General features: G+C 42.8%; 14 protein-coding genes. All 14 read left to right on the forward strand.

Annotated features, from left to right (window positions below; all coding sequences use genetic code 11):
- Window positions 1–9: 9 nt before the first annotated feature.
- The 14 genes from sdaAA to MHB38_RS08175 all read left to right on the forward strand — a co-directional run bounded on the left by sdaAA (window position 10) and on the right by MHB38_RS08175 (window position 14,906).
- Window positions 10–912: an L-serine ammonia-lyase, iron-sulfur-dependent, subunit alpha gene (sdaAA, locus tag MHB38_RS08110; protein ID WP_024720342.1), complete on the forward strand. Its 903-nt coding sequence runs from the start codon at window positions 10–12 to the stop codon at window positions 910–912.
- Window positions 890–2,938, forward strand: coding sequence for an ATP-dependent DNA helicase RecG (gene recG, locus MHB38_RS08115; RefSeq protein ID WP_249670185.1), 2,049 nt, complete (start codon window positions 890–892; stop codon window positions 2,936–2,938). Before sdaAA ends, recG begins: the two co-directional genes overlap by 23 nt.
- A gap of 112 nt (window positions 2,939–3,050) precedes the next feature.
- The gene (gene fapR / locus MHB38_RS08120; RefSeq protein ID WP_017359102.1) at window positions 3,051–3,617 is read left to right on the forward strand and encodes a transcription factor FapR; all 567 of its coding nucleotides are present in this window, start codon (window positions 3,051–3,053) and stop codon (window positions 3,615–3,617) included.
- 15 nt (window positions 3,618–3,632) lie between these two features.
- Window positions 3,633–4,631: a phosphate acyltransferase PlsX gene (gene plsX, locus MHB38_RS08125; protein WP_017359101.1), complete on the forward strand. Its 999-nt coding sequence runs from the start codon at window positions 3,633–3,635 to the stop codon at window positions 4,629–4,631.
- 15 nt (window positions 4,632–4,646) lie between these two features.
- Window positions 4,647–5,591 carry an ACP S-malonyltransferase gene (gene fabD, locus MHB38_RS08130; protein WP_136944387.1) on the forward strand — a complete coding sequence of 315 codons (945 nt, stop codon included), beginning with the start codon at window positions 4,647–4,649 and terminating at the stop codon, window positions 5,589–5,591.
- Window positions 5,591–6,334 (forward strand): 3-oxoacyl-[acyl-carrier-protein] reductase, encoded by a 744-nt coding sequence (gene fabG / locus MHB38_RS08135; RefSeq protein WP_156060482.1) that lies wholly within the window; start codon window positions 5,591–5,593, stop codon window positions 6,332–6,334. The genes fabD and fabG overlap by 1 nt, the downstream gene beginning before the upstream one ends.
- A gap of 81 nt (window positions 6,335–6,415) precedes the next feature.
- Window positions 6,416–6,649, forward strand: coding sequence for an acyl carrier protein (gene acpP / locus MHB38_RS08140; protein ID WP_003212028.1), 234 nt, complete (start codon window positions 6,416–6,418; stop codon window positions 6,647–6,649).
- Between the two features lie 184 nt (window positions 6,650–6,833).
- Window positions 6,834–7,577, forward strand: coding sequence for a ribonuclease III (rnc, locus tag MHB38_RS08145; protein ID WP_017367233.1), 744 nt, complete (start codon window positions 6,834–6,836; stop codon window positions 7,575–7,577).
- A 105-nt stretch (window positions 7,578–7,682) separates the two neighbouring features.
- Window positions 7,683–11,243, forward strand: coding sequence for a chromosome segregation protein SMC (smc, locus tag MHB38_RS08150; RefSeq protein WP_341003056.1), 3,561 nt, complete (start codon window positions 7,683–7,685; stop codon window positions 11,241–11,243).
- Between the two features lie 21 nt (window positions 11,244–11,264).
- Window positions 11,265–12,251 carry a signal recognition particle-docking protein FtsY gene (ftsY, locus tag MHB38_RS08155; protein WP_017359097.1) on the forward strand — a complete coding sequence of 329 codons (987 nt, stop codon included), beginning with the start codon at window positions 11,265–11,267 and terminating at the stop codon, window positions 12,249–12,251.
- Between the two features lie 342 nt (window positions 12,252–12,593).
- The gene (locus MHB38_RS08160) at window positions 12,594–12,926 is read left to right on the forward strand and encodes a putative DNA-binding protein (RefSeq protein WP_017367235.1); all 333 of its coding nucleotides are present in this window, start codon (window positions 12,594–12,596) and stop codon (window positions 12,924–12,926) included.
- A gap of 13 nt (window positions 12,927–12,939) precedes the next feature.
- The gene (gene ffh, locus MHB38_RS08165; protein ID WP_008344842.1) at window positions 12,940–14,283 is read left to right on the forward strand and encodes a signal recognition particle protein; all 1,344 of its coding nucleotides are present in this window, start codon (window positions 12,940–12,942) and stop codon (window positions 14,281–14,283) included.
- 105 nt (window positions 14,284–14,388) lie between these two features.
- On the forward strand, window positions 14,389–14,661 hold the full coding sequence (gene rpsP, locus MHB38_RS08170; RefSeq protein WP_008344841.1) for a 30S ribosomal protein S16: 273 nt from the start codon (window positions 14,389–14,391) through the stop codon (window positions 14,659–14,661).
- On the forward strand, window positions 14,661–14,906 hold the full coding sequence (locus tag MHB38_RS08175; protein WP_012009937.1) for a KH domain-containing protein: 246 nt from the start codon (window positions 14,661–14,663) through the stop codon (window positions 14,904–14,906). The genes rpsP and MHB38_RS08175 overlap by 1 nt, the downstream gene beginning before the upstream one ends.
- Window positions 14,907–15,000: the final 94 nt, after the last annotated feature.

Raw genomic sequence — 15,000 nt, forward strand, 5'->3', positions numbered from 1 at the left:
TTATGTATGATGTTTAAAAACGTCAAAGAACTCGTGCAGCTAACAGAAGAACGGAATACCTCCATTTCAGAAATTATGATTACTCAAGAAATGGAAGTGACAGGGAAGTCACGTGAAGACATTTTCTCGCAGATGTACCGCAACCTAGAAGTGATGGAACAGGCCGTTGAAAACGGACTGAAAGGTGTGAAATCATTATCTGGTTTAACAGGCGGGGATGCTGTGAAACTTCAAGCATATATCGCATCAGGCAAAACATTGTCTGGTCATACCATTTTAGATGCCGTGAGTAAGGCAGTGGCAACAAATGAAGTGAATGCAGCAATGGGAACGATCTGTGCAACGCCTACTGCTGGCTCAGCAGGTGTTGTGCCAGGAACGCTCTTTGCGGTGAAAGAAACATTAAAGCCAACAAAGGAACAAATGGTCAGGTTCCTATTTACATCTGGTGCATTTGGTTTTGTTGTCGCCAATAACGCAAGTATCTCTGGTGCAGCAGGCGGCTGTCAGGCAGAAGTAGGATCTGCATCAGGTATGGCAGCAGCAGCCATTGTAGAAATGGCAGGCGGTACGCCGCAGCAATCCGCTGAAGCCATGGCCATCACCTTAAAAAATATGCTGGGTCTTGTTTGCGATCCAGTCGCAGGACTTGTGGAAGTGCCATGTGTGAAACGAAACGCAATGGGCGCTTCTAATGCGATGATTGCAGCAGATATGGCACTTGCCGGCATTACAAGCCGTATCCCTTGTGATGAAGTCATTGATGCGATGTACAAAATTGGTCAAACGATGCCAACAGCTCTTCGTGAGACTGCACAAGGCGGACTTGCTGCAACACCGACAGCAAGGGAGCTTGAAAAGAAGATTTTCGGAGGTGTGACCTCATCTCGTGATACAGAAATTGCAAGATAAGATCTCTGCCCTCAAAGGGATTGGAGAAGAAACAGAAAAAACACTAAATGAACTTGGAATCTACACAGTAGCCGATTTACTCGGCTACTTTCCTTATCGATATGACGACTATGAGCTTCGCAATTTAGAAGAAGTCAGACATGACGAACGTGTCACAGTTGAAGGAAAAGTGCACAGTGAGCCCGTTCTCACCTATTATGGAAAAAAACGAAGCAGGCTGACATTCAGGCTGCTTGTCGGTCGTTTTTTGATTACAGCCATATGCTTCAATCGCCCTTATTTAAAACGAAGTCTTGTTTTAGGCGATACGGTATCCGTCACAGGGAAGTGGGATAAAAACCGGCAATCCATTATGGTGCAGGAATTTAAAAAAGGAACACACGAACAAGATGGCAGTATAGAACCTGTTTATTCGGTCAAAGAAAATGTAACCGTGAAGATGATGAGACGATTTGTAAAACAAGCGTTGTCACTCTATGTAGACCATGCAGATGATCCACTGCCAAAGCAGCTTGTAGCTGCTTATAAACTCATGTCTTATCAAGAAGCACTAAAAACCATTCATCTCCCTGAAACGAGAGACTCGCTCAAGCAAGCAAGACGACGCTTCGTGTACGAGGAATTTCTCATCTTTCAGCTGAAGATGCAGGCGATCAGAAAAAAAGAACGAGAAAAAACATCAGGCATCCAGCATCCGTTCTCAAAAGAGGCGGTCTTTGAGTTTGTTCATAGCCTGCCGTTCCCGCTGACAAAAGCACAATCAAGAGTGCTGGATGAAATTATGTCAGATATGGAATCCCCGTACCGGATGAACCGGCTTCTTCAAGGGGATGTTGGATCGGGGAAAACAGCTGTTGCAGCAATTGCCCTTTATGCCGCTCATTTATCCGGCTTTCAAGGTGCGCTGATGGTGCCAACTGAAATCTTGGCAGAACAGCATGCCGATTCACTGTATCAGCTATTTGAAAAATGGGGGCTAAATATTGCTCTTTTGACGAGTTCAGTGAAAGGAAAGCGCCGCAGAGAACTGCTTGAACGTCTGAAAGAGGGAGATATTGATATTTTAGTCGGCACGCATGCCCTTATCCAGGACGAAGTGGAATTTCAGCAGCTTGGTCTTGTTATTACAGATGAACAGCACAGGTTCGGCGTGGAACAACGGAAAAAGCTGCGAAGCAAAGGGCAGGACCCAGATGTTTTGTTTATGACCGCAACGCCGATTCCAAGAACGCTTGCCATCACAGTATTTGGAGAAATGGACGTCTCAGTCATTGATGAGCTGCCAGCCGGCCGAAAGCAGATTGAAACGTATTGGGTGAAGCATGACATGCTTGAGCGGATTCTTGCTTTTGTTGATAAAGAGCTGAGAAAAGGCAGACAAGCGTATATTATTTGTCCACTTATAGAAGAATCAGACAAACTGGATGTCCAAAATGCGATAGATGTTCACAGCATGCTGACAGAGGCGTATCGCGGAAAATGGTCGATCGGCTTAATGCATGGGAAACTCGCAAGTGATGAAAAAGATCAAGTGATGAGAGATTTCACTTCCAATGAAGTACAAATCCTTGTGTCAACGACAGTTGTTGAAGTTGGCGTCAACGTGCCAAATGCGACCATCATGGTCATTTATGATGCGGACCGCTTTGGACTGTCACAGCTTCATCAGTTAAGAGGCCGGGTCGGACGCGGAGAGCATCAATCTTTTTGTATTTTAATGGCGGACCCTAAATCAGAGACCGGTAAAGAGCGCATGCGGATCATGTCTGAAACAACGGATGGCTTTGAACTGTCTGAAAAGGACTTAGAATTAAGAGGCCCTGGCGACTTCTTTGGCAAGAAACAAAGCGGAATGCCTGAATTTAAAGTGGCAGATATGGTTCATGACTATAGAGCGCTTGAAACCGCTAGAAAAGATGCGGCAGAGCTCGTGCAGTCTGAAGCCTTTTGGACAGACCCTGAATACAAAGAACTTAGGCAAACACTCGTAGACAGCGGTGTGCTTGGCGGAGATAAATTGAGCTGATCAAGTGCTGGAGGAATTTTCTTGTCTTTTTGAAACAAGGATTGATTTATCATCTATGAGATTATATACTACTATTAGTACCTAGTCATAAATGTACGGATGGTGTCTGCATATGAAACTAAATAAAAAAGAACGACAAAAGCTTCTCCAGCAAACGATCAGCTCGACTCCGTTCATTACTGATGAAGAATTGGCAAGTAAATTCGGTGTAAGCATTCAAACAGTTCGTCTTGACCGTTTGGAGCTGTCAATCCCTGAATTACGCGAAAGAATTAAGCACGTGGCCGAAAAGACATTAGAGGATGAAGTGAAGTCTCTTCCGCTGGATGAAGTCATTGGAGAAATGATTGATGTAGAGCTTGATGATCAAGCGATTTCCATTTTTGAAGTGAGAAAAGAGCATGTATTCAGCCGTAACCAAATTGCCAGGGGACATCATCTTTTTGCCCAGGCAAATTCGCTGGCAGTAGCCGTCATCGACGATGAACTGGCTTTGACAGCAAAAGCAAATATTAAGTTTACAAGGCAGGTCAAACAAGGCGAAAGAGTCGTCTCAAAAGCCAAAGTTGCCTCACATGATAAAGAAAAAGGCAGAACCGTAGTTGAAGTAAACAGCTATGTAGGTGAGGAAGTTGTCTTCTCAGGCGATTTCGTCATGTATCGCTCAAAACAAAAGTAAAAGGTGGCACATAACATGAGAATTGCAGTCGATGCAATGGGGGGAGATCATGCCCCTAAAGCCATTATTGACGGTGTGCAAAAAAGCTTAGAAGCATTTTCAGATATCGAGATTACACTTGTCGGCGATGAAAGCAAGATCAAATCATACATAACAAATCATGAACGCATCACGATCTTAGATGCAAAAGAAGTCATTGAACCAACGGATGAACCAGTGCGTGCAGTGAGACGTAAAAAGGATTCTTCTATGGTGAAAATGGCGCAGGAAGTTTCAGAAGGAAGAGCAGATGCCTGTATTTCAGCTGGAAATACTGGGGCACTCATGACAGCAGGCCTGTTTATCGTAGGCAGAATTGATGGCATTGACAGACCAGCACTTGCTCCGACGTTGCCAACACTTGATGGTAGCGGGTTCTTATTATTGGATGTCGGTGCAAACGTTGATGCAAAGCCAGAGCATCTTGTGCAATATGCCATGATGGGATCTATTTACGCAGAGCATGTCTTCCCGAAGAGCAATCCACGCGTTGGACTTTTAAATGTCGGGACAGAAGATAAAAAAGGCAACGATTTAACGAAAAAAACCTTTGAATTATTAAAAGCATCAGATTTGAATTTCGTAGGAAATGTAGAATCGCGTGACTTATTAGAAGGTGTAGCTGATGTCGTTGTCACAGATGGTTTCACGGGGAACATCGCTCTTAAAACGATCGAAGGCACAGCCCTTTCTGTTTTTAAAATGCTGAAAGAAACCTTAACATCCAGCTTCACAGCTAAAATAGCAGCAGGTATGATGAAGCCAAAATTAATGCAGATGAAATCTAAAATGGATTACTCCGAATATGGTGGTGCCGCATTATTTGGTTTAAAAGCACCCGTTATTAAAGCGCATGGTTCCTCTGATGAAAATGCGATTTTTCATGCCATTCGTCAGGCGCGCGATATCGTTAAAAAAGACGTTTCAGCCATCATTCATCAAGAAGTTCAAAAAGAAGACACGAATGAGTCGTAATGGAGGTAGAGCAACATGAGTAAAATTGCTTTTTTATTCCCAGGCCAAGGCTCTCAAAAAATTGGCATGGGAAAAGATTTATTTGACCAAGAAGCAGCATCTAAAGCTGTGTTTGAAGAAGCAGATCAGACCCTTGATTTTGATTTATCTTCAATGATTTTTGAAGGAGATGCAAAAGAACTGACGCTGACATATAATGCACAGCCAGCTCTTTTAACGACAAGCATCGCGATCTTAAAGAAATTTGAAGAGAGCGGAATCAAAGCAGATTATGCAGCAGGGCACAGTCTGGGTGAATATACAGCCCTTGTTGCAGCGGGAGCTCTTTCGTTTAAAGATGCCGTTTTCGCAGTGAGAAAGCGTGGCGAATTAATGAATGAAGCCGTTCCAGCAGGAGAAGGCGCAATGGCGGCGATTCTTGGCTTAGACCAAGCGGCGCTTGTAGAAGTGACAAAAGAAGTGACAGAAAGCGGTCATCTTGTAGAACTTGCGAACTTAAACTGTCCGGGCCAAATCGTCATCTCTGGTACAGCAAAAGGTGTGGAACTTGCATCAGAGAAAGCGAAAGAAAAGGGCGCAAAACGTGCAATTCCACTTGAAGTGAGTGGACCTTTCCATTCTGCATTAATGAAACCAGCAGCTGAAAAATTCACAGATGTATTATCTAAATTAGACATTTCTGATGCCGCGACGCCAGTGATTTCAAACGTAACAGCAGACATCGTGACATCACGTAATGAAATTGAAACGAAGCTGATTGAACAATTGTATTCTCCTGTTCGATTTGAAGAAAGTGTAGAACGCCTGATTGACTTAGGCGTGACAACATTTATTGAAATTGGTCCTGGTAAAGTGCTCTCAGGTCTTGTGAAAAAAGTCAATCGCCGCCTGACGACCATTTCCGTATCAGATCAAGAAACAATTGAAGCAGCAATTCAAACACTCAAGGGGGATTCTTGATGCTTACAAATAAAACAGCCGTTGTCACAGGTGCATCTCGCGGTATTGGCCGTTCGATTGCGATCGATTTGGCGAAAAAAGGTGCCAATGTTGTGGTGAACTATTCAGGCAACGAAGCAAAAGCAAATGAAGTCGTCGATGAGATCAAAGCACTTGGCCAGCAGGCTTTTGCTGTCAAAGCGGATGTGTCAAATGCAGAAGATGTACAGGCATTAATGAAACAAGCCGTTGATACATTTGGTTCAATCGACATTCTTGTGAATAATGCTGGAATTACAAAGGACAACCTGCTCATGAGAATGAAAGAAAATGAATGGGATGATGTCATTAACATAAACTTAAAAGGTGTCTTCAACTGTACAAAAGCTGTGACACGTCAAATGATGAAACAGCGCAGCGGAAGAATCATCAATGTAGCATCTGTTGTCGGCGTTTGCGGAAACCCTGGACAAGCAAACTACGTTGCAGCAAAAGCTGGTGTGATCGGTTTAACGAAAACAACAGCGAAAGAGCTGGCAAGCCGTCATATTACAGTCAATGCCGTAGCACCAGGCTTTATTTCTACTGATATGACTGACAAGCTTGATGAGAATGTTCAAACAGAAATGCTTAAGCAAATCCCGCTCGCACGCTTTGGTGCGCCTGAAGATATAAGCAACGTTGTTGTCTTTTTAGCTTCAGAAGGAGCAGGTTATATTACAGGCCAAACCATCCAAGTGGATGGCGGAATGGTTATGTCCTAAGAAATATCAAAATTTCGTTACGTTTTCTCTAGTTTTTTAAAAACGAATCAACTATAATACTTTGAGGGGAGGTGAAAGGCAATGGCAGACGTATTAGAGCGTGTATCAAAAATTATTGTAGACCGCCTTGGCGTTGATGAGGCTGACGTGAAAATGGAGGCTTCATTTAAAGAAGATTTAGGCGCTGATTCCCTTGATGTAGTTGAGCTAGTTATGGAACTTGAAGATGAGTTCGATATGGAAATTTCTGACGAAGATGCTGAAAAAATTGCAACAGTCGGTGACGCTGTGAACTACATAAATAGCCAGCAATAAGCGTAACAAAGTCCCGTCTATTTTCATGGCGGGACTTTGAAAATTTATGTTAGTTTCAACATATTCAGCTGATCAATTGTCAGCCTTTTTCAGATGCTAAGGAGCACGGTTTCCTTGCATGTAGAAAGAGAGACTCCATATAATCAGTATCCTTAAAGGCGATAACGCCTACCTGGAGGTTGCTATGCCAAAACACTATAAAGACAAACAGAAACAGAGCAAAAAACTAGAGCAATTCAGAGAATTTCAGCAGCGCATTTCTGTACACTTTAAAAATGAAAAACTACTCTATCAAGCCTTTACACATTCCTCTTATGTGAATGAGCATCGTAAAAAACCTTATGAGGATAATGAAAGACTTGAATTTTTAGGGGACGCTGTTTTAGAGTTGACGATCTCACAGTTCTTATTTGCAAAGTACCCAGCCATGAGCGAGGGAGATTTAACAAAACTGAGAGCGGCGATCGTATGTGAGCCATCACTTGTGTCATTAGCACATGAGCTGTCCTTTGGAGACCTTGTTCTTTTAGGAAAAGGGGAAGAAATGACAGGCGGCAGAAAACGCCCAGCACTCTTAGCAGACGTATTTGAGGCGTTTATCGGAGCGCTTTATTTAGATCAAGGACTTGAGCCTGTTGAACGATTCCTAGAAGCCTATGTATACCCGAAAATTAATGACGGGGCATTCTCACATGTCATGGACTTTAAAAGCCAGCTTCAAGAATTTGTTCAGCGAGATGGAAAAGGTGTACTTGAATACCGAATCCTGCATGAAAAAGGCCCAGCACATAACCGGGAATTTGAAGCCAATGTATCCCTTAGAGGAGAAGTGCTCGGGATTGGAAATGGCCGTTCAAAAAAAGAAGCGGAACAGCATGCTGCACAGGAAGCACTTGCTAAATTACAGAAACATCATATGAACCAATAAAATCCCCCTCGTGATTCAGGGGGATTTCACTCTGTTTTCCATCATCTTTTTTCAGTTCATATGGTAAGATAATAGTACTTTAAATACATAAGGAGGATCACTCTCATGTTCCTCAAACGTTTAGACGTGATAGGATTCAAATCTTTCGCACAGCGGGTGACTGTAGACTTTGTCAAAGGGGTTACAGCTGTTGTTGGACCAAACGGAAGCGGCAAAAGTAATATTACTGATGCGATCCGCTGGGTACTTGGAGAGCAATCAGCAAAAAGCCTCCGCGGAGGAAAAATGGAAGACATCATTTTTGCAGGAAGTGACTCAAGAAAACGAGTCAACTTAGCAGAAGTGACATTAACGCTCGATAACGAAGATCACTTTTTGCCGATCGATTTTCACGAAGTCAGTGTGACAAGAAGAGTCTATCGTTCTGGAGAAAGTGAATTTCTCATTAACAATCAATCTGTCCGCTTAAAGGATATTATTGATCTTTTCATGGATTCAGGTCTTGGAAAAGAAGCTTTTTCGATCATCAGTCAAGGTAAGGTAGAAGAGATTCTATCGAGTAAAGCTGAAGAAAGACGTAGCATCTTTGAAGAAGCAGCTGGTGTCCTGAAATATAAAACAAGAAAGAAAAAAGCCGAGAATAAACTGTTTGAAACGCAGGACAACTTAAACCGGGTGGAAGATATTCTGCATGAACTAGAAGATCAAGTAGAACCACTAAGAATGCAGGCATCTATCGCAAAAGACTATCTGCAAAAGAAAGAAGAACTTGAAAATGTAGAAATTGCTCTCACCGTCCATGATATTGAAGCACTGCACAAAAAATGGACAACACTTGGTGAAGCTGTCGAGCGGTTCAAACAAGATGAAATGAAGCAGTCCACAGACATTCAAGCGAAGGAAGCCAAAATCGAAGAATCGAGAGACCGTATTCAGGCGCTTGACGATTCGATTCATGACCTCCAAGAAGTCCTCCTTTTCACAAGTGAAGAACTAGAAAAGCTTGAAGGGAAAAAAGAAGTTCTAAAAGAACGGAAAAAAAATGCGGCCGCTAACCAAGGGCAGCTAGAAGACACGCTCGTGCGTTTAACCGAAAAACAGTCGTTGTTAACGGAAAAGATTGAACAGCAGAAAGTCACACGTGACAGCCTGCAAACAGAAGTGCAGCAGCTAAAAGATGAAGTGAAAACAAAACAACATCAGCTGTCTCTTCATAGTGAAGATGTGGAAGGGCAAATTGAACAGCTGAAAAGCGATTATTTTGACCTATTAAACGAGCAAGCTTCTATCCGAAACGAACGTAAATTACTAGAAGAGCAACAGCGCCAAGCAGCCTTGCAGCTAGAGCGGTTAACGCAAAATAATCAGAAACATATCGAAGAACGGGTGTCTGTGAAGGAAAAGAAAACAGAAGCCGAGCAGCAACTTTCAGAACGAGAAGAAGACATTTTGGCTCAGGTGAAACGCTTTAGAGAAGCGGAACAAAAGCTAGAGCAGATGAAGCGTCAATACGAGAAAAAAGAAACGGCTCTTTACCAAGCCTATCAATATGTACAGCAGGCAAAATCTAAAAAAGAAATGCTTGAATCGATGCAGGAAGACTTCTCAGGTTTTTTCCAAGGAGTAAAAGAGGTTTTAAAGGCAAAGGACCGGTTAGGCGGTATTCACGGGGCGATTGCAGAGCTGATTCAAACAGAGCAGCAACATGAAACAGCGATTGAAATTGCACTTGGCGCAGCCACGCAGCATGTCGTTACTGAAAATGAAGCGGCTGCCAGACAGGCCATTGGATACTTAAAGCAGCATTCCTTTGGGCGTGCGACCTTCCTGCCGATGAACGTCATCAAAGAACGAACCATTCAGTTTAGAGATATTCAAACAGCTGAGCAGCATGACGCATTTATCGGCGTAGCGAGTCAGCTCGTTTCCTTTGACGAAAAGTATGAAAAAGTCATACAGAATTTGCTTGGAACGGTCCTGATTGTTCAAGACTTAAAAGGTGCCAATGAGCTGGCGAAAATGCTTGGACATCGTTATCGCATCGTGACCCTTGATGGGGACGTGGTGAACCCAGGCGGTTCAATGACTGGGGGCGGCGTAAAGAAAAAGAACAATTCCCTCCTCTCCAGAACCCGAGAGATTGAAACATTAACAAAGCAGCTCGTTGAAATGGAAGAAAAAACAACGATCCTTGAAAAAGAAACAAAAGAAACGAAGCAATCGATTGCCGCAAGCGAAGTCCAATTAAATGAACTGCGTCAGCGCGGCGAAATTCTTCGAGAAAAGCAGCAAGAGTTAAAAGGGACCTTATATGAACTGCAAGTAGCGGAAAAAAATATTAACGCTCATCTAGAGCTCTATGATCAAGAAAAAGAAGAGTTGCAGCAGCGCTCTAGCGAACTTGCGAGCAAGGACAAAGAGCAGGCAGCCCTTGAAACATCTATAGGTGAGAAACTGACCTCTCTTGACGAAGAGATCAACACGTTAACAAAACGGAAGCAGACCCAAAGCTCAACGAAAGAAACCATTTCTTCCGAATTAACAGAGCTGAAAATCTCGCTTGCCAAAAAAGAGCAGTCTTTAGCGAATGAACAAGAAAAACTATCGAGCTTAACGGCTGAATTAGAAGAGGCTGAAAAGACGCTGACGGAAACAAAAGAAGATTTGTCCCTCTTAACAAGTGAAATGTCATCCAGCTCAAGCGGCGCCGAACAACTGGAAGAAGCGGCAAAAGAGAAACTGGAACATAAAAACAAAACGACAGCGCTTATCTCAGAGCGACGCAAACAGCGCCTGGCTCTTTCTGAAACATTAGAATTCGCAGAACGTGAACTGAAAGAACAAAAACGCCTGTATAAACAGCTCACGACAAGCTTAAAAGATGAAGAAATCAAGCTTGGCCGCATGGAAGTTGAACTTGATAACCTCATCGCCTATTTAAACGAAGAGTATGCCCTTTCGTTTGAAGGAGCAAAAGAAATGTATCATCTGACGCTATCGCCGGATGAAGCAAGAAAACGCGTGAAATTGATCAAACTAGCCATTGAAGAGCTTGGAACAGTGAACTTAGGCAGCATTGACGAGTATGAACGTGTGAATGAACGTTATCTCTTCTTAACAGAACAGCGCAATGATCTGACAGAAGCGAAAAATACGTTATTCCAAGTCATTGAAGAAATGGATCAGGAGATGACGAAACGTTTCTCTGAGACATTCTCTCAAATCCGCGGGCATTTTGAATCTGTTTTCCAAGCATTATTTGGCGGAGGAAGAGCAGACCTTAAGTTGACAGATCCAAACGATTTACTAAACTCAGGCGTCGATATTGTGGCGCAGCCGCCGGGGAAAAAGCTGCAAAATCTAAGCCTGCTTTCAGGCGGAGAAAGAGCATTAACAGCCATCGCCTTATTATTCTCGATCTTAAAAGTGAGACCAGTTCCATTCTGTGTGCTAGATGAGGTAGAAGCGGCACTTGATGAAGCGAATGTGTTCCGCTTTGCCCAGTATTTAAAGAAATATAGCCAAGAAACACAGTTCATTGTGATTACACACCGAAAAGGAACCATGGAAGAAGCAGATGTTCTGTACGGTGTCACGATGCAGGAGTCGGGTGTCTCAAAACTAGTATCTGTCAAACTAGAGGAAACGAAAGAGCTTGTCCAGTAATTAAAGGAGGTTTTTGAACCCATGAGCTTTTTTAAGAAATTAAAAGAAAAATTTACGCAGCAAACCGATTCAGTATCAGAAAAGTTTAAAGATGGACTTGAAAAAACGAGAAATTCGTTTCAGGGAAAAGTAAATGAACTCATTTCTCGCTATCGTAAAGTGGATGAAGACTTTTTTGAAGAACTAGAAGAAGTGTTAATCGGTGCGGATGTCGGTTTCACGACTGTGATGGAACTGATTGATGAGCTGAAAAAAGAAGTGAAATTAAGAAACATTCAAGACCCAAGTGAAGTACAAGCAGTCATCTCTGAAAAACTCGTGGAGATTTACAATAGCGGTGAGGAACAAATTTCTGAACTGAACATTGAAGACGGCCGTTTAAATATTATTTTATTTGTAGGCGTGAACGGTGTCGGTAAAACCACCACCATTGGTAAGCTGGCAAACAAGCTAAAAAATGAAGGGAAATCCGTCATTTTAGCAGCAGGTGATACGTTCCGTGCGGGGGCGATTGAACAGCTTGAAGTGTGGGGCGAGCGCTCTGGTGTTCCTGTCGTTAAACAAACAGCAGGCTCTGACCCGGCAGCGGTCATCTATGATGCCGTTCAATCAGCTAAAGCCAAAAAAGCAGATGTCTTGATCTGTGATACAGCAGGCAGACTGCAAAACAAAGTCAACTTGATGAAAGAGCTAGAGAAGGTCAAGAGAGTCATTGAACGCGAAGTGCCCGATGCGCCGCACGAAGTACTGCTTGCCCTTGATGCGACAACAGGTCAAAATGCGATGGCGCAAGCGAAGGAATTTTCTAAAGCAACAAACGTGACAGGTATTGCTTTAACAAAGCTTGACGGTACTGCAAAAGGCGGGATTGTTCTTGCCATTCGCAATGAGCTCAACATCCCTGTAAAACTTGTCGGACTAGGTGAAAAAGTAGACGATCTGCAAGAGTTCGATGCTGAATCGTATGTGTACGGATTATTCTCAGACATGATTGATCAAGAAGACTAATCAAGATGCCGACAAAACTGCCGGCATTCAGCGTGTAGACAAACCCTCGCATTCTTTGTCAGTCCTGCGCTCTGGTGCTCACGAATGTCAAATTCGCTCCGCGCCAGTACTCGTCCTTCCTAGACTTCAAAGGTTTTCTATCACGCTGAAAAGAAGACAAAGGGCTAAAATCAAGTTCATTTTAGCCCTTTGTCAACAATCTGGGGATGCCGGCAAAACTGCCGGCTTTTTTATTTAAATATCGCCGCAGGAAGTGACAAGATAAAAACTTGACACGTAGATCAGAACCGTGTAAACTTAGTTGTTGTAAAGGGAATGAACTTAACAAAGGGGAGAGAGCCCATGACGCTTGAAAAGACAACGAGAATGAACTACTTGTTTGATTTCTATCAATCGTTGTTGACCGCAAAACAAAAGAGCTACATGTCGCTTTACTACCTAGACGATTTTTCCCTCGGTGAAATTGCGGATGAATATGAAGTATCAAGACAGGCTGTTTATGATAATATTAAACGGACTGAAGCGATGCTTGAACAATATGAAGAAAAGCTGCTCTTGTTTAAGAAATTTAAAGAGCGTAAAGAACTTCTCACAAAAATGAGAGAGCTTGTAGCAGATTCCGTGCAAAAGGAAGAAGCAGAAGCTTTAATTGAATCGCTTGAGAAATTAGATTAGGAGGCGGCACAGTATGGCATTTGAAGGATTAGCCGACCGACTGCAGCAGACGATTTCAAAAATCCGCGGCAAAGGAAAAGTGTCAGAGCAAGATGTAAAAGAAATGATGCGCGAGGTACGCCTTGCCCTTCTTGAAGCTGACGTCAATTTTAAAGTAGTCAAAGACTTTGTGAAAAAAGTAAGCGAGCGGGCAGTTGGACAAGAGGTCATGCAAAGTCTTACCCCAGGACAACAGGTCATTAAAGTTGTAAAAGAAGAACTCACTGAATTAATGGGCGGGGAAGAGAGTAAAATCGCTGTAGCGAAAAAATCTCCAACTGTCATTATGATGGTTGGTCTTCAAGGGGCAGGTAAAACGACCACAACTGGAAAGCTTGCCAACTTACTTCGCAAAAAACATAATCGCAAGCCGATGATGGTGGCCGCTGATATTTACAGACCAGCAGCGATCCAGCAGCTTCAAACGCTTGGGAAACAGCTTGATATGCCCGTATTCTCATTAGGTGATCAAGTTAGTCCCGTCGAAATTGCCAAACAGGCAATTGAAAAAGCGAAAGAAGAACATCATGATTATGTCATTTTAGATACAGCAGGACGTCTTCATATTGATGAAGACTTAATGGATGAACTTCAGAAAGTAAAAGAAGTCGCAAATCCAGAAGAGATTTTCCTCGTTGTTGACTCGATGACTGGTCAAGATGCTGTCAATGTCGCAAAAAGCTTTAATGAACAGCTTGGTTTAACAGGTGTCGTTCTGACAAAACTAGACGGTGATACACGAGGCGGGGCAGCACTTTCAATTCGTGCAGTCACAAATACGCCGATTAAATTCGCCGCACTAGGTGAAAAGCTTGATGCAATTGAACCATTCCATCCAGAGCGGATGGCATCGAGAATTCTTGGCATGGGAGATGTGCTCACGCTTATTGAAAAAGCACAAGCAAACGTTGACCAAGATAAAGCGAAAGAACTTGAACAAAAAATGCGGACAATGAGCTTCACGCTCGATGATTTCCTCGAGCAGCTTGGGCAGGTTCGCAACATGGGTCCACTTGATGAACTGATCCAAATGATGCCGGGAGCCGGTAAAATGAAAGGGCTCAAAAACGTCCAAGTAGACGAAAAGCAGCTCAATCACATCGAAGCGATCATTAAATCAATGACGACCGAAGAAAAAGAACAGCCAGAGGTCATCAATGCAAGCCGCAGAAAACGGATTGCAAAAGGAAGCGGAACATCTGTACAGGAAGTCAATCGCCTTTTAAAACAATTTGACGAAATGAAAAAGATGATGAAGCAAATGACCAACATGTCCAAAGGAAAGAAAAAAGGCGGCTTTAAATTACCATTTATGTAATTGGTTATACATGATAAAACCGTTGTTAAGAAAAAACACTTTACAAACCCTTTTATCATTGTTAATATACTATCTTGTTGAAATATTTTCGGAGGTGCTAGTAAAATGGCAGTAAAAATTCGTTTAAAACGTATGGGAGCAAAAAAATCTCCTTTCTATCGTATTGTTGTAGCAGATTCTCGTTCACCACGTGACGGTCGTTTCATCGAAACAGTTGGAACTTACAACCCAGTGGTATCACCAGCTGAGGTGAAAATCAACGAAGAATTAGCGCTTAAATGGCTTCAAAATGGTGCGAAACCATCTGATACAGTTCGTAACCTTTTCTCAAGCCAAGGAATTCTTGAAAAATTTCATAATGCGAAAAACAGCAAATAATGAATGAGCTGTCCTTGGAAGAATTGATTGTGTCCATCGTCGAGCCACTTGTTGATTTCCCTGAAGATATTCACGTATCTTCATTAGAAAAAGATGAGCAGGTCATTTACACACTGTCTGTCAATGCTGAAGATACCGGAAAAGTGATCGGAAAGCAGGGACGTACAGCTAAAGCGATACGAACAGTCATGTTTGCAGCAAGTGCAGAGTCTTCTAAGAAAGTTCAACTTGAGATTGCTGACTAAAAAGGGAGAGGGCTTAGGACCTCCCCTTTTTTTACACGTTTAAATCTATTTTTCGTTATACTGTAGAGGACAAATGCCTTCGGATAGGGGGACA

Origin of the sequence: Bacillus sp. FSL K6-3176, assembly GCF_038003325.1 — a bacterium.
Classification (GTDB): Bacteria; Bacillota; Bacilli; order Bacillales; family Bacillaceae; genus Bacillus; species Bacillus altitudinis.

Bases quoted from the DNA above. Each gene is read 5' to 3' on its own strand.
- sdaAA (WP_024720342.1), top strand. From the start codon at position 10: ATGTTTAAAAACGTCAAAGAACTCGTGCAGCTAACAGAAGAACGGAAT.
- fapR (WP_017359102.1), top strand. From the start codon at position 3,051: ATGAAACTAAATAAAAAAGAACGACAAAAGCTTCTCCAGCAAACGATC.
- plsX (WP_017359101.1), top strand. From the start codon at position 3,633: ATGAGAATTGCAGTCGATGCAATGGGGGGAGATCATGCCCCTAAAGCC.
- fabD (WP_136944387.1), top strand. From the start codon at position 4,647: ATGAGTAAAATTGCTTTTTTATTCCCAGGCCAAGGCTCTCAAAAAATT.
- fabG (WP_156060482.1), top strand. From the start codon at position 5,591: ATGCTTACAAATAAAACAGCCGTTGTCACAGGTGCATCTCGCGGTATT.
- acpP (WP_003212028.1), top strand. From the start codon at position 6,416: ATGGCAGACGTATTAGAGCGTGTATCAAAAATTATTGTAGACCGCCTT.
- rnc (WP_017367233.1), top strand. From the start codon at position 6,834: ATGCCAAAACACTATAAAGACAAACAGAAACAGAGCAAAAAACTAGAG.
- smc (WP_341003056.1), top strand. From the start codon at position 7,683: ATGTTCCTCAAACGTTTAGACGTGATAGGATTCAAATCTTTCGCACAG.
- ftsY (WP_017359097.1), top strand. From the start codon at position 11,265: ATGAGCTTTTTTAAGAAATTAAAAGAAAAATTTACGCAGCAAACCGAT.
- MHB38_RS08160 (WP_017367235.1), top strand. From the start codon at position 12,594: ATGACGCTTGAAAAGACAACGAGAATGAACTACTTGTTTGATTTCTAT.
- ffh (WP_008344842.1), top strand. From the start codon at position 12,940: ATGGCATTTGAAGGATTAGCCGACCGACTGCAGCAGACGATTTCAAAA.
- rpsP (WP_008344841.1), top strand. From the start codon at position 14,389: ATGGCAGTAAAAATTCGTTTAAAACGTATGGGAGCAAAAAAATCTCCT.
- MHB38_RS08175 (WP_012009937.1), top strand. From the start codon at position 14,661: ATGAATGAGCTGTCCTTGGAAGAATTGATTGTGTCCATCGTCGAGCCA.